Annotated in this window: 16 protein-coding genes; 9 read left to right on the top strand and 7 right to left on the bottom strand. The window is 74.6% G+C overall.

Going from position 1 to position 18,809, the window contains the following annotated elements:
- Positions 1-39 precede the first annotated feature (39 nt).
- The gene (gene rlmN / locus JQN70_RS08430) at positions 40-1,242 is read right to left on the bottom strand and encodes a 23S rRNA (adenine(2503)-C(2))-methyltransferase RlmN (RefSeq protein ID WP_204130874.1); all 1,203 of its coding nucleotides are present in this window, start codon (positions 1,240-1,242) and stop codon (positions 40-42) included.
- 311 nt (positions 1,243-1,553) lie between these two features.
- Between rlmN and JQN70_RS08435 the strand changes: the two genes are divergently transcribed.
- Positions 1,554-2,303, top strand: coding sequence for a hypothetical protein (locus JQN70_RS08435; protein WP_204130875.1), 750 nt, complete (start codon positions 1,554-1,556; stop codon positions 2,301-2,303).
- A 61-nt stretch (positions 2,304-2,364) separates the two neighbouring features.
- On the opposite strand, the gene JQN70_RS08440 is transcribed toward JQN70_RS08435, so the two are convergent.
- From JQN70_RS08440 to pyrH, 3 genes are all read right to left on the bottom strand, one after another.
- A complete protein-coding gene (locus tag JQN70_RS08440) occupies positions 2,365-3,282 on the bottom strand; it encodes a phosphatidate cytidylyltransferase (RefSeq protein WP_204130876.1) in 918 nt (305 codons plus the stop codon).
- 7 nt (positions 3,283-3,289) lie between these two features.
- Entirely contained in the window at positions 3,290-3,847 is a 558-nt protein-coding gene (frr, locus tag JQN70_RS08445) for a ribosome recycling factor (protein ID WP_204130877.1), read from the bottom strand.
- A gap of 79 nt (positions 3,848-3,926) precedes the next feature.
- The gene (gene pyrH, locus JQN70_RS08450; RefSeq protein ID WP_204130878.1) at positions 3,927-4,685 is read right to left on the bottom strand and encodes a UMP kinase; all 759 of its coding nucleotides are present in this window, start codon (positions 4,683-4,685) and stop codon (positions 3,927-3,929) included.
- Positions 4,686-4,921: 236 nt separating this feature from the next.
- Between pyrH and JQN70_RS19945 the strand changes: the two genes are divergently transcribed.
- From JQN70_RS19945 to JQN70_RS08460, 3 genes are read left to right on the top strand one after another with little or no spacing between them, the layout of a single operon-like run.
- Positions 4,922-8,233 (top strand): fibronectin type III domain-containing protein, encoded by a 3,312-nt coding sequence (locus tag JQN70_RS19945; protein ID WP_239111247.1) that lies wholly within the window; start codon positions 4,922-4,924, stop codon positions 8,231-8,233.
- A gap of 59 nt (positions 8,234-8,292) precedes the next feature.
- Entirely contained in the window at positions 8,293-8,778 is a 486-nt protein-coding gene (locus JQN70_RS19950) for a phosphoribosyltransferase (RefSeq protein ID WP_307835873.1), read from the top strand.
- Between the two features lie 9 nt (positions 8,779-8,787).
- Entirely contained in the window at positions 8,788-9,321 is a 534-nt protein-coding gene (locus JQN70_RS08460) for an NUDIX domain-containing protein (protein WP_204130879.1), read from the top strand.
- A gap of 15 nt (positions 9,322-9,336) precedes the next feature.
- Here JQN70_RS08460 and JQN70_RS08465 read toward each other — a convergent pair whose 3' ends face one another.
- A complete protein-coding gene (locus JQN70_RS08465; RefSeq protein ID WP_204130880.1) occupies positions 9,337-9,516 on the bottom strand; it encodes a hypothetical protein in 180 nt (59 codons plus the stop codon).
- Positions 9,517-9,594: 78 nt separating this feature from the next.
- Here JQN70_RS08465 and JQN70_RS08470 point away from each other — a divergent pair, with 78 nt between their 5' ends.
- Together JQN70_RS08470 and JQN70_RS08475 are read left to right on the top strand one after the other, a co-directional pair.
- Complete coding sequence (locus JQN70_RS08470) at positions 9,595-9,978, top strand: nuclear transport factor 2 family protein (RefSeq protein WP_204130881.1); 384 nt, start codon at positions 9,595-9,597, stop codon at positions 9,976-9,978.
- 103 nt (positions 9,979-10,081) lie between these two features.
- Entirely contained in the window at positions 10,082-13,348 is a 3,267-nt protein-coding gene (locus tag JQN70_RS08475; RefSeq protein WP_204130882.1) for a fibronectin type III domain-containing protein, read from the top strand.
- Positions 13,349-13,448: 100 nt separating this feature from the next.
- Here the strand turns inward: JQN70_RS08475 and tsf are convergent, their stop codons facing one another.
- Entirely contained in the window at positions 13,449-14,279 is an 831-nt protein-coding gene (gene tsf, locus JQN70_RS08480; RefSeq protein WP_204130883.1) for a translation elongation factor Ts, read from the bottom strand.
- A gap of 82 nt (positions 14,280-14,361) precedes the next feature.
- Positions 14,362-15,312 (bottom strand): 30S ribosomal protein S2, encoded by a 951-nt coding sequence (gene rpsB, locus JQN70_RS08485; RefSeq protein WP_204130884.1) that lies wholly within the window; start codon positions 15,310-15,312, stop codon positions 14,362-14,364.
- 327 nt (positions 15,313-15,639) lie between these two features.
- Between rpsB and JQN70_RS08490 the strand changes: the two genes are divergently transcribed.
- The 3 genes from JQN70_RS08490 to JQN70_RS08500 all read left to right on the top strand — a co-directional run bounded on the left by JQN70_RS08490 (position 15,640) and on the right by JQN70_RS08500 (position 18,798).
- Complete coding sequence (locus JQN70_RS08490; protein ID WP_307835874.1) at positions 15,640-16,896, top strand: MFS transporter; 1,257 nt, start codon at positions 15,640-15,642, stop codon at positions 16,894-16,896.
- A 10-nt stretch (positions 16,897-16,906) separates the two neighbouring features.
- Positions 16,907-18,073: a pyridoxal phosphate-dependent aminotransferase gene (locus JQN70_RS08495; RefSeq protein ID WP_204130885.1), complete on the top strand. Its 1,167-nt coding sequence runs from the start codon at positions 16,907-16,909 to the stop codon at positions 18,071-18,073.
- 116 nt (positions 18,074-18,189) lie between these two features.
- Positions 18,190-18,798 (top strand): murein hydrolase activator EnvC family protein, encoded by a 609-nt coding sequence (locus tag JQN70_RS08500; protein WP_204130886.1) that lies wholly within the window; start codon positions 18,190-18,192, stop codon positions 18,796-18,798.
- Positions 18,799-18,809: the final 11 nt, after the last annotated feature.

Consider the following 18,809-nt stretch of genomic DNA (forward strand, 5'->3'; position numbering starts at 1 on the left):
GGCGGGTCGGTGCCGGTCAGCCGGTGCGCGCCGGTCGGGTCAGGCGGTCGAGGCGGCGAGCTGGCCGCAGGCACCGTCGATCTCCGAGCCGCGGGTGTCGCGCACGGTCGTGGGGATGCCGTGCGCGCGCAGCCGCTCGACGAACTGCTGCTCCACCCCGCGGCGCGAGGCCGTCCACTTCGACCCCGGCGTGGGGTTGAGCGGGATCGGGTTGACGTGCACCCACCCCCGTCCGCGCGCGGCGAGCTTCTCGCCGAGCAGGTCGGCACGCCAGGCCTGGTCGTTGATGTCGCGGATCAGGGCGTACTCGATGCTCACCCGGCGCCCGGTCGCCTCGTAGTACCGGTACGCGGCGTCGATGGCCTCGTCGACCTTCCACCGCGTGTTGATGGGCACGAGCTCGTCGCGCAGCTCGTCGTCCGGGGCGTGGAGCGAGAGGGCGAGGGTGACCGGGATGCCCTCGGCCGCGAGCCGGTCGATGCCGGGGACGAGCCCGACCGACGACATCGTGATGCCGCGGGCCGAGATGCCGAGCCCCGACGGCGGCGCCTCGGTGAGCCGGCGGATGGCGCCGATCGCCGCCTTGTAGTTGGCCAGCGCCTCCCCCATCCCCATGAAGACGACGTTGCTGACGCGGGTGGGACCCGACGGCTCGGCGGAGTCGTCGGCCTCCTCGCCGAGGCCGGCGCCGGCGGTGGGCGCACCGATCTCGGGGAGGCCGCCGTGGCGGAGCAGCCGGGCGGCGGCGACGACCTGCTCGACGATCTCGCCGGCCGACATGTTGCGGGTCAGGCCCTCCTGCCCGGTGGCGCAGAACGGGCAGTTCATCCCGCAGCCGGCCTGGCTGGAGATGCAGACGGTGACCCGGTGGGGGTAGCGCATGAGGACAGACTCGACGAGCGCGCCGTCGAAGAGCCGCCACACCTGCTTGACCGTGGCGCCCTCGTCGGCGGTGATCGAGCGCACCGGGGTGAGCAGCGGCGGGAGGAGGTCGCGGACGAGGTCGTCGCGCACCGCCTTCGGCAGGTCGGTCATCTCCTCCGGGGCGTCGACGAGCCGCTCGAAGTAGTGGGTCGAGAGCTGGTTGGCCCGGAAGGCCGGGTGGCCGAGGGCGGCCACCGCCTCGCGGCGCTCCTCGACGGACAGGTCGGCCAGGTGGCGCGGCGGCTTGCCCCGGCGCGGGGCGACCATCGTCAGCTGGCCGGGGACGGGGCGGGTCGAGGGCTCGGGCGCATCGGACATGACCGCACGATTGTCGCAGGTCGTCGAGCGGCTCCCGCCCGCCGGACCCCGCCACCCGGCCCGGCCCCCTACACCGGCCCGGCCGGCGCGCGGCCCCACGGCACACCACCCTGTCCGTTCGGTGGATTCCGCCGATCGGCCACGCGGACGAGCCCGGTGGCTTTACCCTTCCTTTAACTTCGCTCCGCAGGGGGAGCGAAGATGCAGGGAAAGGCACGGCCATGGGCCTGTTCGATCGCTGGCGCGCGCCCGCAGGGGGTTCCGCCCAGTCCACCACCACCTCGCCGACCGTCCGTCGTCCGCTCCTCCCGGTGCCCGACGTCGACGCCGACGGCCCGTCGCTCGACGAGGCGGTGCGCGCCCACCTCGAGCGGCTCACCGCCGCGGCCGAGACCGACGTCGACGCGCTGACCACCGAGCAGTTCGACGCCGCGCTCACCTCGCGCCTCGTCGCCCGCGACCGCGTGCACGGCACCGGCCTCGGCTTCTCGTACGCGGTGCCGTTCACCGAGCACATCGACGAGGTCCTCACCCTCGACCTCCCGACGACGGTCGTCACCCTCCCCGACTCGCGGATCGCCGCGACCCGGCGCCAGGTCTCGACGCTCCTGGAGATCGGGCGCAGCAACCTCGTGCGCGAGATGGAGCGCGCCGACGTCGAGGTCGTCCGGCTCGGCTCCGGGCGCCGCTCGGTCACCGCGCTCGTCGGCGACTCGGCCTACACCGCCTCGTTCGCCCGCTTCCTCCTCGACGCCGTCGACCTGTGGCTGCCGGGCGCCGACCTCCACGGCGGGCTCGTCTTCGCGATGCCGCACCGCCACGCGCTCGTGCTCCAGACCTGCGCGACGCAGGCCGAGACGCGGCTCGCGCTCGACCTCGTGCCCTCGCTCGCCGCGGAGATGTTCGACGACGGCACCGGGCCGGTCTCGCCGCACGTCTACCACTGGTACCACCGCGAGATCACCTGCCTCACCGAGGAGCAGGCCGACGGCTCGCTCGAGGTGCGCCCGACCCCGCTCGTCGAGGGGATGCTCGGCCGCGGGGGCCGCCGGGCCAGCTGAAGCCGCCCGGGCCCGGTGCCGCGAACCCACCGGGCCCGGGTCGCTCCTCCGTGCCGCCGGCTCAGCCGCCGGGGACGAACCAGAGGAGCAGCGCCCAGGCCACGGGTGCGACGACGACGAGCGAGTCGAGGCGGTCCATGAGGCCGCCGTGGCCGGGCAGCAGCGTGCCCATGTCCTTGATGCCGAGGTCGCGCTTGATGCTCGACTCGATGAGGTCGCCCGTGGTCGCCGCCCCCGCGGCCACGGCACCGAGCACGGCCCCGGCCCACCAGGCGCCGTCGAGGAGCAGCGGCAGCGCCACGGCGCCGACGACCGCGCAGGTGAGCACCGAGCCGGCGAAGCCCTCCCACGACTTCTTCGGGCTGAGCGACGGGGCCATCGGGTGCTTCCCGAACACGACACCGACGGCGTAGCCGCCGATGTCGGAGAAGACCGTGACGAGCACGAACGTGATGATCCGCTGCCGCCCGTCGTCCGGCGAGGCGAGCATCAGCGACGCGAAGCCCCCGAGGAAGACGGGGTAGAACACGACGAGGGCGGACGCCGCGAGGTCGCGTGCCGCCCCCGCGAGGCCGTCGGCCACCCGCCACACGAGCATCCCGACGACGGTGAGCCCGAAGGTGACGACGAGCGCCTCGGCACCGCGCAGGTAGGCAGCGGCGATCATCCCGACGGCGCCGAGCACGAGCGGCACGAGCGGCACGCGGATGCCCCTGGTCGCCACCGCGCGGCGGACCTCCCACGCCCCGAGCACCATCGCCGCGATGACGACGACGAGGAAGGCGCGCGCGTCGAGGACGAGGGTGGCGATGACGACCGCGCCGAGGAGCAGCCCGACGCCGATCGCCGCCCGCAGGTCGCGCCCGGCCCGCGGGGTGCGGCGGGGCGCCTCCTCGGGTGCGGCGTCGGAGTCGGCCGCGACGTCGGCGTCGGCCGGGACGTCGGTGTCGGGGTCGGGAGCGGGCGGGGCGTCGGGCATCGTCGGGTCAGACCTCGAGGAGCTCGGCTTCCTTGTGCTTGAGCAGGTCGTCGACCTGGTCGACGTGCCGCTTGGTGACCGCCTCGAGCTCCTTCTCGGCCCGGGTGCCCTCGTCCTCCCCGACCTCACCGTCCTTGACGAGCTTCTCGAGGCTCGTCTTGGCGCTGCGGCGGACGTTGCGGATGGAGACGCGCGCCTCCTCGGCCTCGGTGTGCGCCATCTTCACGTACTCGCGACGGCGCTCCTCGGTGAGCAGCGGCATGGTGCAGCGGATGATGTTGCCGTCGTTGCTCGGGTTGACGCCGAGGTCGGCCTGCTGGATGGCCTTCTCGATGGCGTGCATCGAGCCCTTGTCGAACGGGCTGATGATGATGGTGCGGGCCTCGGGGGTCTGGAACGACGCGAGCTGCTGGAGCGGGGTCGGGGCGCCGTAGTAGTCGACCATGACCTTCTGGAACATGCCCGGGTGCGCCCGGCCGGTGCGGATGCCGGCGAAGTTCTCCTTGGCGACCTCGACGGCCTTCTCCATCTTCTCCTCGGCCTCGAACAAGGTCTCGTCGATCATCGGGGTCGTTCTCCTTCGGTCGGCGGCGCCGGCGCGGCGCTGCGGGTCCAGTGTGTCAGGCGGGCTCGGGGAGAGCGGCTCAGCCGGCCGACACGAGCGTGCCGATCGGCTCGCCGCGCAGCGCCCGGGTGACGTTGCCGTCGCCCTCCATGCCGAAGACGACCATCGGGAGCCGGTTGTCCATGCAGAGGCTGAACGCCGCGGCGTCGACCACCTTGAGGCCGGTGCGCAGGGCCTCCTCGAAGGTGACCTTGTCGAGCTTGCGGGCGTCGGGGTTGGTGCGCGGGTCGGCGTCGTAGACGCCGTCGACGCCGTTCTTGCTCATGAGGACCGCGTCGCACTGGCACTCGAGGGCGCGCTGGGCGCTGACGGTGTCGGTGGAGAAGTACGGCATCCCCGCGCCGGCGCCGAAGATGACGACGCGCCCCTTCTCGAGGTGGCGGATCGCGCGGCGCGGGATGTACGGCTCGGCGACCTGGCCCATCGTGATCGCGCTCTGGACGCGGGTGTCGACACCCTCCTTCTCGAGGAAGTCCTGGAGCGCGAGGCAGTTCATGACGGTGCCGAGCATCCCGATGTAGTCGGCGCGGGCGCGGTCCATGCCCTTCTGCTGCAGCTCGGCGCCGCGGAAGAAGTTGCCGCCGCCGACGACGATGGCGACCTCGATGCCCTCGCGCACGGCCTCGGCGATCTGGCGGGCGATGCCGCGCACGACGTCGGGGTCGACACCGACGCGTCCGCCGCCGAAGACCTCGCCGGAGAGCTTGAGCAGCACCCGGCGGGCGCGGCCCGGGGTCGCGGTGGCGGCCGGGGCCTCGGTGGTGGCAGGCGTGGTCACGGGGCCTCCTCGGCGGGTGGTGCACAGCGGTCACCCGATCCTTTCACAGAGGTGCGGCGGGACCGAACCCGCGAGGCGGGGCCGCGCCCCGGGCGCGGCCCGCCCCGGCTGCGACTTCTCGCAGGACGAGTTCCCGGCGGCGCGACCGGACCCTAGGATCCGATCGCGGCACGGCGGACGAACGCCGGCCCGGAGCGTGAGGGGTTGCCGTGCGGGGTCGACGGTGGATGTCGGTGGTGGCGGCCGTGGTGGTCGCGGGGTCGGGGGTGGCCGTGGCGCCGGGCGCGGCGACAGCGCGTGGCGGTGCGCCGACGGCGGCGGCCGGCGACTCCGTGCCCGGGGGGTACCACGCGGTCCCGGCGGCCCGCCTGCTCGACACGAGGAACGGCACCGGCGCCCCCGCCGGCCTCCGGGCCGCGGGGTCGACGACGAGCCTCGGGGTGCTCGGCGCCCACGGGGTCCCGGCGACCGGGGTGTCCGCCGTCCTCGTCACGGTGGTCGCCACGGGGACCACGGGCACCGGGTACCTCACGACGTTCCCGCACGGTTCGGCGGCGCCGCAGGCCTCGACGCTCAACTGGACCGCGGGCCGCACGGTGAGCAACACCGCCCTCGTGCGGGTCGGTGCCGGTGGCGCCGTCGACCTGCGGGTCAGCGGGACGGCCACCCACCTCGTCGCCGACGTCGTCGGGTGGGTCGAGGACGCCGCGGGCAGCCCGGGTCCGGGTGGCATCACCCCCCTGACGCCGAGCCGCGTGCTCGACACCCGCAGCGGGGTCGGCGCACCGGCTCGTCCCGTCCCGGGCGGCAGCGTGCTGGGGCTCGCGGTCGCCGGGCGCGGCGGTGTGCCCGCGACCGGGGCCGGCGCCGTCGTCCTCAACGTCACCGTCGCCGGGGCGAGCGCCGGCGGGCACGTGACGGTCTCCCCCACCGATCCCGGGCCCGGAGGGACGTCGAGCCTCAACTACGCGACCGGCGAGACGGTGGCCAACCTCGTGACCGTCGGGCTCGGACCCGACGGCGGCGTCGACCTGCGGGTCACCTCGCCGGGGACCGTCCGGCTCGTGGCCGACGTCGTCGGCTGGGTCGCGCAGGGAGCGCCGGCCGGCCCCCTCGGCGTCACCCCGGTGACTCCCACCCGCCTCCTCGACACCCGTGAACCCGCGGGCGGAGGTGCCGTGCTCGGCGGCTCCCGGCGCACGGTGCAGGTGACCGGCCGGGGCGGGGTCCCGACCACGGGCGCGGGCGCGGGCCTGCTCAACGTCACCGTGTCCGACGCGACGTACACGGGTCACCTGACGGTCGTCGCGTCCGGCGCCGGGGTGCCGGCGTCCTCGACCCTGAACTTCGAGAAGGGCCGCACGAAGGCCTCCTTCGCGGTCGGGCTGCTCCCCTCCTCGGGGCGGGTCGACGTCGTCGCCTCGTCCGGGGGCACGCTGCGGCTCGTCGTCGACGTCGTCGGCTGGGTCGAGGGTCCGCCCGCCGACGTGGCCGCACCCACCGTGCCGACGCCCGTCTCCGCGACCGTGAGCGGCACGTCCGTCACCGTCGGGTGGACCCCGCCGGCGGATGAGGACCCGCTGACCTACCGCGTCGACCGGATCGTCAACGAGGGGCCGCCCTGGCAGAAGGTGGTCCGGAGCACCGTGGGGACGACCTCCGGCACCTCCGTCGTCGACACCGGTGCCCCGCCCGGCCTGGCCCTCCGGTACGAGGTCGTGGCCGTGGACCCGTGGCACAACGCGGGTCCGGCCGGCAGCAGTCCCTCGCGCACCGTCCCGCTCACCGTCGGCACCCCCGAGGTGGTGGCCCCGGTGACCGGAGGCCTGCTCGACGTCGACTGCCCCACCGCCACCTGGTGCGTCGCCCTCGAGCGGGACGGCGCGGTGCGCACGTGGAACGGCACGGCGTGGTCGGGCCGTACCCAGCTGCTGCCGCGCAGGGCCGACGGTGACCCCTTCGCGGGCCTCGCGCACGTGTCGTGCGCCGACCCGACGTTCTGCGTCGCCACCCGCAACGACGACCCCTCGGTCATGGTCTGGCGGGCGGGCTCGTGGACCCGTGTCGACCTCGGCGACCGGGGTGCGTCGGCGGTCTCGTGCCCCACGACGACGCGCTGCCGCCTCCTCGGCGCGCCGATGACGGCGTTCGGTACCCCCGACACCGTCCTCGAGTTCGACGGCGAGCGCGTGCTCGGCCGGACCACGCTGCCCACCGGCGTCGAGTGGCGCGCCCTGTCGTGCGGGTCCACGACCTCGTGCGCCGTCACCGGCATCACCCCGTCCGTGCCGTACACGTCCTACGCCGCGGTGCTGAACGGCAGCACCTGGACCCGGACCCGACTCGGGACCGGGCCCGAGGAGGTCCACGACGTCTCGTGTCCCGCCGCCGCCTCCTGTGTCGCCGTCAGCGACGGGCACGCCTTCTGGGTGCTCGGGTCCGGCGGGTGGTCGGCCCGGACCAGCTCGGTCCTGGGCTCGAGCTGGCACGGTGCCGTGCTCGACTGCACGTCGAGCCGCTGGTGCCTGAGCAGCGACTGGAACGGGTCGTCCGCACGGTTCGACGGATCCACCTGGCGTGCGGTCACGGGCGGTGTCGACCCACCCCGGGGACGAGCCCTCGCGATGTCCTGCGCCTCGACGACGGCCTGCGTGCGGGTCTACCCCGAGGGCACGGTGCGCTGGTTCCGCGGCTCGACGTGGTCCTCGACGACGGCCGTGGCCCCCGCCGCCGGCCCCGTCGTCACGCTGTCGTGCTCGTCGGCGACCGCGTGCGTGGGGCTGGACGCGGACGGGTCGGTCCGCGCGTGGAACGGGTCCACCTGGGGCACACCCCGCCCGCTCGCCGTGAACCTCGTCGAGTGCCCCAGCGACGACTGGTGCCTGGCCGGCGGCACCGACGCCGTCAGCGAGAGCCGCTACCTGGTCCGGACGGGGGACACGTGGTCGGCTGCTGCACCCTCGCCCATCCAGCTGGCCGCCCTGTCCTGCCCCGTCAAGGGGTGGTGCATGGCGCGCGACGCCTACGGGACGACGTCGGTCTTCTCGGGTGCTCGGTGGTCGACGCCGGTCCGCCACACCGGAGCGGCCGCCGAGGCCGGGATGCTGGCATGCTCCGGTCCCCGGTTCTGCGTCCTCGTCGCCGACCGCACCCAGCGGACGTGGGACGGGACCCGCTGGTCCGCCGCCACGGCCACGACGATGGTTCGCCCCTACAACCTCGACTGCACCGCCGACGACTGGTGCCTCGTCCTCGAGCAGTCCGGCCGCTACTGGCAGCGCACCCGGACCTCCTCGTGGACCGGGGCCACGTCCGGGGTGGGCACCCAGTCGGACCTCTCCTGCACGAGCCGCGCCTTCTGCCTCGCCGTCGGGGGTTTCACCGGCGGCATGGGGTACTCGGTCTGGGGCGGGGTGATGCAGGACGTTCGCTCGACCACCGACGTGCCCGGGCAGCCGGGCGTGTGGGGAGCCACCACCTCGTGCTGGGCGCCCGGCCAGTGCTTCGTCGCCGAGGGGCCGCGCATCATCCGGGTGTCCGCCGGCTGACCGGTCCCCCTGCGCGGGCCGGGCACCCGGCGGCACCACCGGGGTGCCACGATGGCGCCGTGGACGAGCGCGAGGTGCTGACCTGGGAGCTGTTCGACGAGGCCGTCTGGTCGCTGGCCGAGGAGGTGGCGGCCGAGGGCGTGCCCGACATGATCCTGTCGATCGCGCGGGGCGGCCTGCTCATCGGCGGCGCGCTGGGGTACGCGCTGGGGGTGAAGAACACGTACACGATGAACGTCGAGTTCTACACCGGCGTCGACGAGCGCCTCGAGGTACCGCGCATCCTCCCGCCGGCCCCCGACTTCGTCGACCTCCACGACGCGACGGTGCTCGTGGCCGACGACGTCGCCGACACCGGGCTCACCCTGCGCTCGGTGCAGGAGTTCTGCGCCGGCAAGGTCGGCCGGGTGCGCACCGCGACGATCTACGCCAAGCCCCGCTCGGTGGTCCGCCCCGACCACGTCTGGCGCGACACCGACCGGTGGATCACCTTCCCGTGGAGCGACCGCCCGCCGGTCACCGGCCGCGGCGTGCAGGACGCCTGAGGCCGCGCCGTGTGGCCCGTCACCGCGTCACGCACCGTCTACGCCAACCCGTGGATCGAGGTCGTCGAGGACGACGTGGTCCGACCGGACGGCAGCGCCGGGGTCTACGGCGTCGTCCGGCTGCGCCATCCGGCGGTCTTCGTCGTCGCCCTCACGGCGCAGGACGAGGTCGTCCTCGTCACGGTCGACCGGCACACCACCGGGCCGTCGGTCGAGGTGCCCGCCGGCGGGTCCGACGGCCCGGACACCCTCGCCGGGGCGCAGCGCGAGCTCGCCGAGGAGACCGGGCTGCAGGCCGAGCACTGGCGCGAGGTCGGGCGGATGAACGCGCTCAACGGGGTGTGCGTCGCGCCCGAGGTCGTCTACCTCGCGACGGGCCTCTCCCCCGTCGCGGGGGCGGAGCAGGAGGTCGAGGGGATCAGCGCGGTGCGCGCGGTCCCGTGGACCGCGGTGTTGGCGATGGTCGCCGACGGGCGGATCCACGACGGTGAGACGGTCGCGGCGCTGATGTACGCCGCCGTGGCCCTCGGCCGCGTGTCCTGACGGCGGCCGAACCGGTCAGGGCCAGAAGCCGCCGTTGCGGAGCATGAACTCGGTCTCGGTGTCGCGGCCGCCCCGCGGGTCGCGGGCGGGCTCGACCTCCTGGGCCGTGGACATCTCCTCCGGCCGGACGCGGGGCAGGTCGACGTGCACCCGCCGCTCGAGGTCGTGCCGGTCGGTCTGCCGCGCTGGTCCCATGGTGGCCTCCCTGGGTCCATGGTGCCACGGTGGGCGACGACGGCTCCGGGTGTCGGGGCCCGCGCGTAGCGTCGCCGCATGGGTACCGAGGGGCACGCCGAGACCGTCCGCCGCTACTGGGCCGCCGCCGAGGCGCGCGACTGGAAGGCCTTCGCGGCCACCCTCTCCCCCGACGTCGTCTACCGCTGCCCCCAGACGCGTGAGGTGGTCCGCGGCCGCGAGGCGTACCTCCGGTTCAACCGCGAGTTCCCGGGCGACTGGCACCTCGTCGTCGACCGCGTCCTCGTCGACGACGGCGGGGCGATGAGCCGCACGACCTTCACGGTCGGGGGCGAGACGATGACCGGCCTGTGCCTCTTCACGATGGACGCCGACGGCCTCGTGGCCGGGGTCGAGGACTGGTGGCCCGAGCCGTACGAGCGGCCCGCCGAGCGCGCCCACCTCTCCGAGCTCGAGACCTGAGCGACGCGACCACCCGAAACCGTCGACGGCCGGCCCCGCCGTGCCATACGCTTCGCTCGCCCCGCAGCGCCGGGGGTGCGACGAGGCCAGGGGGTCACAGCTCATGCGTGCACGACGGTGGGTCCGGACGGTCGGGGCGGCGCTGGCCTCCCTCGCCCTCGTGACGGGCGCCGCCGCGCCCCTGACGTCGGCCGCAGCGGTCCCCCCGTCCGCGGTCCGCGCGGCCACCGAGGACGCGTCCACACCCGGGGCGCTCCACGCCGTCCGGCCGCAGCGCGTCCTCGACACCCGCAGCGGGTTCGGCGCGCCGGCCGGCCCTCGGGCGGGCGGGTCGACGACGGTCGTCCCCGTCGCCGGCCGCGCCGGCGTCCCCTCGGCCGACGTCGCGGCCGTCACGCTGCACGTCACCGTGGCCGACGCCACCGGCAACGGCCACGTCACCGTCTTCCCCTCGGGCACACCGCTGCCCACCGCCTCCACCCTCAACGTGTGGGCCGGCGACGTCGTCACCAACCTCACGACCGTCCCCCTCGGTGCCGACGGCACGGTCAGCCTGCGCTACACCGGGTCCGGCACCGTCCGCCTCGTCGCGGACGTCTCCGGGTGGGTCTCGGCCGGCGACCCCGTCGACCCCGGGATGACCGTGGCGCAGGCCCCCGCCCGGCTGCTCGACACGCGCACGGGCCTCGGCGCACCGGTCGGCGCCGTCCCCGCCGGCGGCCTCACCCGGCTGCAGGTCACCGGCCGGGCGGGTGTCCCGGCCGACGTCGGGGGCGTCACCCTCAACGTCACGGTCGTCGACCCGAGCGCCGGTGGCTGGCTCGCCGTCACACCGGTCGACCCGGGAGCGGGGCGCGCGAGCACCTCCTCGGTGAACTTCGTCGCGGGACGCACCATCGCCAACGCCGTGACGACCGCCCTGTCCCCCACGGGCACGGTCGACCTCCGCCTCTCCCCCGGCGCCTCCGCCCACGTCGTCGTCGACGTCGTGGCGCACACCGTCGCCGGCACCCCGGCGCTGCCCGGAGCGCTCGCCCCGAAGGCGCCCCAGCGCCTCCTCGACACCCGGCGCGACGGCGGCATCGTCGAGCCCGGGGACACCCGCACCGTGTGGGCGGGCGGCGGGGCGGTCCTCAACGTCACCGCGGTCGGCGCGGCGCGGGCCGGGCACGTGGTCGTCTCGGCCGAGGGCACCGGCACCCCCAACGTCTCGCAGCTCACGGTGCCGGTCGGCACCGCCCGGGCGGCCCTCGTCGTCGTGCCGTCGGGCGCCGACGGGAGCATCCGGCTCACCGTGTCGTCGGCGTCGTCGGTGCACCTCGTCGTCGACCAGGTCGCCTCGCTCGTCGACCAGTTCCTCGTCGGCAGCCTGCCCGACCCGCCGTCGGGCCTCACCGCCACGGTCGGGCCCTCGGGGGTCGCGCTCAGCTGGCCGTCGAGCCCGGGCGCCCGCAGCTACGAGGTCCGCCGGCTCCCCGACGCCGCGACCGGCCTGCGCACGCCCTACCGTGGCGCCCTCGTCGCCTCGGGGGTCGCCCTCTCGGCGACGGACACCACGGCCGCCCCCGGCGCCTCGTACACCTACGCCGTCTTCGCGCTCGACGCGGCCGGCGACGCCTCGGAGGCGGCGCAGGCGGTCGCCGAGACCACGCCCCTGCGCTGGAGCTCGGCCACGGTCAGCCCCTTCACCGGCACCCCCGTCGACGTCTCGTGCCCGACGACGACGTGGTGCCTGGCGGTCGGGCAGTGGGGCCACTCGTGGGTGTGGTCCGGCGGCAGCTGGAGCGCCTCGGGCAGCCTGCCTCCCGGCCAGCCGGGCGCGCTGCAGTTCCGGGCCGTCTCCTGCGCCACCACGACCTCGTGCACGGCCGCGCTCTACACCCAGCAGGTCGCCACCTGGAGCGCCGGCGCCTGGACGGTGACCGACCTCCCGTACGGCGTCACCGACGTCTCCTGCTGGGCGGCCACGGCCTGCGGCCTGACCACCGACGCCGGGTCCGACTCCGGTCCCGAGCTGCTGCGCTGGCAGGACGGGGCGATCGCCTCGACCGTCAGCGTCCCGTCGCGGGCCGGGGCCACCGAGCTGTCCTGCCCCACCTCGACCTGCCACTTCCTCACCCAGCGAGGCGGCGGCGTCTACGTCCACCGAGCCGTCGGGTCCACCGTCACGACGACGAAGCTGGCGACCGACTACCAGGGCGAGCTGTCGTGCGCCACGGCGTCGTTCTGCATGTTCCTCGGCAGCGACGGTTTCCGCGTCGGGTCGGGCACCTCGTGGTCGGCCCGCGCGCGGGCCGAGGACGTCCACGGCTTCAACCTCTTCTCGCTCATGGACCTGTCCTGCCCGACGACGACGACCTGCCTCGCGGTCGGCGCGCTCGGTGGCCCGACCGACGCCAACGCCCTGCGCTGGAACGGCCACACGTGGACGGCGTACGGCCTGGGCACGGGCATGAACACCGAGCGCTCGCTCGACTGCGCGTCCTCGTCGTCGTGCGTCGTCGTCGACCTGCGCGGCCGGTACACCCGCTTCACCGGGTCGGCGTTCACGTCCCGCTCGACCTTCGCCAACTCCACGGGCGGCTTCACCGGGCTCGACTGCACCGGCGTCTCGGCGTGCGTCGCCACCGACTCCTACGGCAACGTCCTCCAGTGGTCGGGCGGCGCGAGCTGGCCGCGCGCGGTGCTGTCCGAGGGACCCTCGTTCCTCGACTGCGCGGGCACCACGTGCATGACCACCGACCCCTCGGAGGCCGACTGGCGGGTCCGTCGCTCGGGCACCTGGGGCCCGCGGGTGCTCGACCGCGTGTACGGCGCCTACGGCCAGGTGGTCTGCTCGTCGTCCACGTCGTGCTTCCTCCTGTACTCCGACACGGTGCGCCGGTGGACCGGCTCGTCGTGGGGTGAGCCGGGCTCGCTCGGTCGCGACCTCGGCGGGACGATCGCCGTCGACTGCCCGTCGTCGACGTTCTGCCTCGCGGTCGGTGAGGGTGGGCGCAGCGCCACGTGGAACGGCAGCCGGTGGTCGGGTCGCAGCACCGCCCCGATCGACGTGCAGGCCGACGCCGCCCTCGACTGCACGAGCGCGTCCTTCTGCCTGCTGTCGAGCGGCCAGCAGTCGGCCGTGTGGTCGGGTGCGGGATGGCGCCCGCCGGTGGCCACCCCCGGGTACGTCAGCGGGGTCGGCTGCCAGTCGCCGACGCGCTGCTTTGCCACTTCGTGGGACCACCTCGTCGCCTGGGACGGCACCCAGTGGGCGCGCACGTCGATGCTCGTCGGCGACGAGTGGTTCGGCAACACCCAGATCCGCTGCGTCGGGACGGCCCAGTGCGTCGTCGCGTCGGGGACGCGCACCTGGTGGACCTCCTGACCCGCCCGGCCGCCGGCCGACACCCCTGACACGGACGCACGCCGCCCCCGGGAGGTCCCGGGGGCGGCGTGCGTGGTGGCGCTGCGGACAGCGCGGCGGCTCAGCTGCCGACGCGGAAGCGCGCGAAGCCGGTGGCGGTGGCGCCGGCCTCGTCGAGCACCTTGGCGACGGTCTTCTTCGGCTCCTTGGCGAATGGCTGCTCGAGGAGCACCTGCTCCTTGAAGAACCCGTTGACCCGGCCCTCGACGATCTTCGGGAGGGCGGCCTCGGGCTTGCCCTCCTCCTTCGCGGTGGCCTCGGCGACGCGACGCTCGTTCTCGACCGTCTCGGCGTCGATGTCGTCGCGGGTGAGCACGCTCGGGCTGAACGCGGCGACGTGCATCGCGACGTCGCGGGCGGTCTGCTCGTCGCCACCGGCGGTCGAGACGAGGACACCGATCTGCGCGGGCAGGTCGGGGCTCGTCTTGTGCAGGTAGGAGACGACGTTCTCGCCCTCGAGGCGGGCGACCCGCTTGACCTCGATCTTCTCGCCGATGGTGGCGTTCGCCTCGTCGAGCAGCTCCTTGACCGACTTGCCGTCGGACAGGGTGGAGTCGAGGAGCGCGTCGGCGTCGGCGGCCTTGGTGGCCACGGCCTGCTCGAGCACCTGGTCGGCGAGGGCGCCGAAGCGCTCACCCTTGGCGACGAAGTCGGTCTCGCAGAGGACCTCGACGAGGGTGCCCTCGCCGGCGCCCGCACGGGCGGCGACGAGACCGTTGGAGGTCGTGCGCCCCTCGCGCTTGGTGACGCCCTTCTGGCCCTTGACGCGCAGGATCTCCTCGGCCTTGGCCATGTCGCCGTCGGCCTCGTCGAGGGCCTTCTTGACGTCCATCATGCCGGCCGCGGTCTTCTCGCGGAGCGCCTTGATGTCAGCGGCGGTGTAGTTCGCCATGGTGTCCTAACTCGCTCGGTTTCGTGGGGGGGAAGAGGACGGCGGGGGCGGGCCCGGGGGCCCGCCCCCGCCGATCGGGACCTCAGGACTGCTCGGCGGTGGCCTTGTCGGCGTCGGCGTCGGCGTCGGCGGTCTCGGTGGCGGCCTCGGCGGCCGGCGCCTCCTCGGCGGCCGGAGCCTCGGCGGCTGCGTCCGCGGCCTCGGGGGCGTCCGCGGCAGCGGTCTCGCCGGCCTCGGGCGCGGTGGCCTCGGCGGCCTGGTCGGCATCACCGGCGAGGAGCTCGCGCTCCCAGTCGGCGAGGGGCTCCTCGGTGGAGCCCTCGCCCGCGGCGGCCTGGCCACCGGAGCGGCTGATGAGGCCCTCGGCGACGGCGTCGGCGATGACGCGGGTCAGGAGCGTGACCGAGCGGATGGCGTCGTCGTTGCCAGGGATCTTGTAGTCGACCTCGTCGGGGTCGCAGTTGGTGTCGAGGATCGCGATGACCGGCAGGCCGAGCTTGCGGGCCTCGTCGACGGCCAGGTGCTCCTTCTTGGTGTCGACGATCCAGACCGCCGAGGGGACCTTGGACATCGAGCGGATGCCGCCGAGGGTCTTCTCGAGCTTGTCCTTCTCGCGCTTCATCATGAGGAGCTCCTTCTTCGTGCGGCCCGAGCCGGCCACGTCGTCGAAGTTGATCTCCTCGAGCTCCTTGAGGCGCGTGAGGCGCTTGGAGATCGTCTGGAAGTTGGTGAGCATGCCACCGAGCCAGCGGTGGTTGACGTACGGCATGCCGACGCGCGTCGCCTGCTCGGCGATGGGCTCCTGGGCCTGGCGCTTGGTGCCGACGAAGAGGATGGTGCCGCCGTGGGCGACGGTCTCCTTGACGAACTCGAACGCGTTGTTGATGTACGTCACCGACTGCTGCAGGTCGATGATGTAGATCCCGTTGCGCTCGGTCATGATGAAGCGCTTCATCTTCGGGTTCCAGCGACGGGTCTGGTGCCCGAAGTGGACGCCGCTCTCGAGGAGCTGGCGCATGGTGACGACGGCCATCGTCGTTCTCCTTGATCTGTGGTTGTCAGTTGCGTCGGTGGTGCCCGAGCCCGTGAGGGTGGACCCACCTGCCTGGCGCCGCGACGCACCCCGGACGACCGTGACCCCAGGGGGCCGGGTCGTCACTGCCGTGGTGCGCCCCTGCTCGGTGGACGAGCCTCGTCGCAGGGAGAGTGACGCGCGAGATGTGGCACCCGTGTGCGAGCACACGGAGGCCGTCGGACATCGTACGTCTCAGGGGGCCGGTTGCGGAAATCGGCGAGGACGTCCGGCGGGCGCGCACACCCCCGCGCGCCGGTCGGCGGGCGGGGGTAGCGTCTCGACCTCGTGAGCCGGATCCTCGACGCCATCGCCCCGCCGCGGATGGGCACGGCGTTCCGGTGGAACCTCGCCTCCTCGTGGGTGGGCCAGGTCGGTGACGGCATCGCCCTCGCGGCCGGCCCGCTGCTCGTGGCCAGCCAGACCCGCTCCCCCGTCCTCATCGCCGCCGCCGCGGTCGTCCAGCGGCTGCCCGGGCTCGTCGTCGGTCTCTACGCCGGCGCGGTCGCGGACCGGGTCGACCGGCGGCGGGTCGTCATCGCCGCCAACGTCGCCCGCGTCGTCGTCCTCGCCGTGCTCGTGGCCACCCTGCTCACCGGGGTGCTGTCGATCGGGCTCCTCCTCGGGCTGCTGCTGCTCGTCGGCACCGCGGAGGTCTTCGCCGACACCGGCTGGCGGGCCATCCTCCCGATGATCGTCGCGCCCGCCGACCTCGGCCTCGCCAACGCGCGTCAGATGTCGGGCTTCCTCGTCGCGAACCAGCTCGTCGGGCCGGCCGTCGGCGCGGCGCTGTTCGCCCTCGGCTCGGCGGTGCCGTTCGGGGTGCAGACGCTGTCGCTGCTGCTCGCGGTGGGGCTCTTCGCACGGGTCCGCCTGCCGCGGATGGAGCGCGAGCGGCCGGACCAGCACGTGGGGCGCGACATCGTTGACGGCCTACGGTGGATCGCGCACAACGCCCCGGTCCGCACGCTGACCGTCGTCATCCTCGTCTTCAACATCACGTGGGGTGCGCCGTGGGGCGTCCTCGTCTACTGGGCCCAGGAGCGGCTCGGGGTCGACTCGATCGGCTTCGGCCTGCTGACGACGGCCTCCGCGGTCGGCGGCATCGCCTCGGTCCTCTCGTACGGGTGGCTGGAGCGGCGGATCCCTCTCGCCGCGCTCATGAAGGCCTGCCTGCTCCTCGAGGTCGTCACCCACCTCGCCCTCGCGCTGACGACCGTGTGGGTCCTCGCGGTGGCCATCATGGTCGTCTTCGGGGCCTACGCGTTCGTCTGGGGCTCGCTCTCCTCGGCGGTGCGCCAGCGCGCGACGCCGCAGGAGTACCAGGGCCGGGTCGGGTCGGTCTACTGGGTGGGGTTGGTCGGCGGTCTGCTCGTCGGGCAGTTCCTCGGCGGCGTCATCGCCGAACGGTTCGGCCCGGCGGCGCCGTTCTGGTTCGCCTTCGTCGGGTCCGGGGTCACGCTGCTGCTCGTGTGGCGCCAGCTCGACCACATCGCCCACGCCGACGCGGTGGAGGGGCCGGAGGACGAGCCCTCGCCCGCGTAGCCTGCGAGCCATGCCCTCGATCCCCGGCCACCCCGCGCTGACCGAGTTCGGGACGACGATCTTCGCGACGATGACGCAGCTGGCGCTCGAGAAGGACGCCGTCAACCTCGGTCAGGGGTTCCCGGACACCGACGGACCCCGCGAGGTGCTCGACGCCGCGGTCGAGGCGATCCGCTCCGGGCGCAACCAGTACCCGCCGGGGCCGGGGGTCCCCGAGCTGCGGGACGCGGTCGCCGCGCACCAGGAGCGGTTCTACGGGCTGCGGGTCGACCCCGCCCGCGAGGTGCTCGTGACGGTCGGGGCGACCGAGGCCATCGCGGCCGTCGTGCTGGCGCTCGTCCGGCCGGGCGACGAGGTCGTGACGTTCGAGCCGTACTACGACAGCTACGCGGCGACGATCGCGCTGGCCGGCGGGGTGCGGCGCACCTCCCTCCTGCGGTTCCCGGACTTCAGGGTCGACGAGGCATCGCTGCGCGCGGCGTTCTCCGAGCGCACGCGGCTGGTCCTCCTCAACACCCCGCACAACCCGACGGGGAAGGTCTTCAGCCGCGAGGAGCTCGAGCTCGTCGCCGCGCTCGCCCGCGAGCACGACGCGTGGGTGGTCACCGACGAGGTGTACGAGCACCTGACCTTCGACGGGCGGCCGCACGTGCCGATGGCGTCGCTGCCGGGGATGGCGGAGCGGACGCTCGCGATCTCCTCGGGCGGCAAGACGTTCGCGACGACGGGGTGGAAGGTCGGGTGGGTGACCGGCGCGGCCGAGGCGGTGGCGGCGGTGCGCGGGGTCAAGCAGTACCTGACCTTTGTCGGCTCGGGGCCGTTCCAGCCGGCGATCGCGGTGGGGCTCGGGCTGCCGGACGCGGTGTTCACCGGTCTCGCGACCTCGATGGCCGGCAAGCGCGACCGGCTCGTGGCGGGGCTGCGGGCGGCCGGGTTCGCGGTGCCGGTCCCCGAGGGCGGCTACTTCGTCCTCGCCGACGCCGCGCCGCTCGGGGTGGTCGATGCCGAGACGTTCTGCCTCGAGCTGCCGGACCGGGCCGGGGTCGTCGGGGTGCCGGCGTCCGCGTTCCACGACGACCTGGAGGCGTCCCGGTCCCTCGTGCGGTTCGCCTTCTGCAAGCGCGACGAGGTCCTCGACGAGGCGTGCCGGCGCCTCGAGGCGCTGCGCGCGGGCTGACCGCCCGGTCGTCGGGCGCCGGCTCGTTCGTCCACAGGGGGCCCCGGGTTCGACGCCGTCCACAGGCGCCGGGTCGGGGGTCGCGGCCCGACCGGCCGAGCGGCGAGGGTCGGGGCATGACCGGGCCCCGTCTCCTCCCCGCCCTGGCCGCCCTGGCCGCCGTCGGGCTCGCCGGCCCCTGGGTCGCGCTCGACGCGAGGGGCTCCGGGGGCGGGCTCCTGCTCGCCGGCCCGGCGGCCCCGTCGGCTGCGGCGCCCCGGGCCGGGCCAGGGTGGTCCCGCCCGCCGCCCTCCCCCGCGGCGCGCTGGCGCTGGCCGCTGGCGCCGGTGCCCCGGGTGGTCCGGCCCTTCGACGCCCCGCTGTCGTCGTGGGGTCGTGGTCACCGCGGCCTCGATCTCGCGGCCGCACCGGGCGCGGTCGTGCGCGCGGTCGAGGCCGGGACGGTGACGCACGCGGGCGTGGTCGCCGGGCGCGGCACCGTCACCGTCACGCACTCCGACGGGCTGCGCAGCACCTACGAGCCGGTCGCGGCGTCCGTCGGCGCCGGCACCGCGGTCGCGGCGGGGGACGTGCTCGGCACCCTCGAGCGGTCGGCCGGCTCGCACTGCGGGTCGGCGGCCTGCCTCCACCTCGGGGCCCGGCGCGGGGTCGGCTACCTCGACCCGCTCCCGCTGCTCACCGGTGGTGGGAGGGTCCGGCTGCTCCCGACGGGACCCGGGCCGTGAGGTGGTGCTCG

The organism is Phycicoccus sonneratiae, assembly GCF_016887965.1.
Taxonomy (GTDB): Bacteria; Actinomycetota; Actinomycetes; order Actinomycetales; family Dermatophilaceae; genus Phycicoccus; species Phycicoccus sonneratiae.

Excerpts from the sequence above, each read along its gene's own strand:
- JQN70_RS08470 (WP_204130881.1), top strand. The coding sequence starts at position 9,595 with ATGGGTACCGAGGGGCACGCCGAGACCGTCCGCCGCTACTGGGCCGCC.
- JQN70_RS08440 (WP_204130876.1), bottom strand. The coding sequence starts at position 3,282 with ATGCCCGACGCCCCGCCCGCTCCCGACCCCGACACCGACGTCCCGGCC.
- JQN70_RS08465 (WP_204130880.1), bottom strand. The coding sequence starts at position 9,516 with ATGGGACCAGCGCGGCAGACCGACCGGCACGACCTCGAGCGGCGGGTG.
- JQN70_RS08475 (WP_204130882.1), top strand. The coding sequence starts at position 10,082 with ATGCGTGCACGACGGTGGGTCCGGACGGTCGGGGCGGCGCTGGCCTCC.
- rpsB (WP_204130884.1), bottom strand. The coding sequence starts at position 15,312 with ATGGCCGTCGTCACCATGCGCCAGCTCCTCGAGAGCGGCGTCCACTTC.
- JQN70_RS08495 (WP_204130885.1), top strand. The coding sequence starts at position 16,907 with ATGCCCTCGATCCCCGGCCACCCCGCGCTGACCGAGTTCGGGACGACG.
- frr (WP_204130877.1), bottom strand. The coding sequence starts at position 3,847 with ATGATCGACGAGACCTTGTTCGAGGCCGAGGAGAAGATGGAGAAGGCC.
- tsf (WP_204130883.1), bottom strand. The coding sequence starts at position 14,279 with ATGGCGAACTACACCGCCGCTGACATCAAGGCGCTCCGCGAGAAGACC.
- JQN70_RS08500 (WP_204130886.1), top strand. The coding sequence starts at position 18,190 with ATGACCGGGCCCCGTCTCCTCCCCGCCCTGGCCGCCCTGGCCGCCGTC.
- rlmN (WP_204130874.1), bottom strand. The coding sequence starts at position 1,242 with ATGTCCGATGCGCCCGAGCCCTCGACCCGCCCCGTCCCCGGCCAGCTG.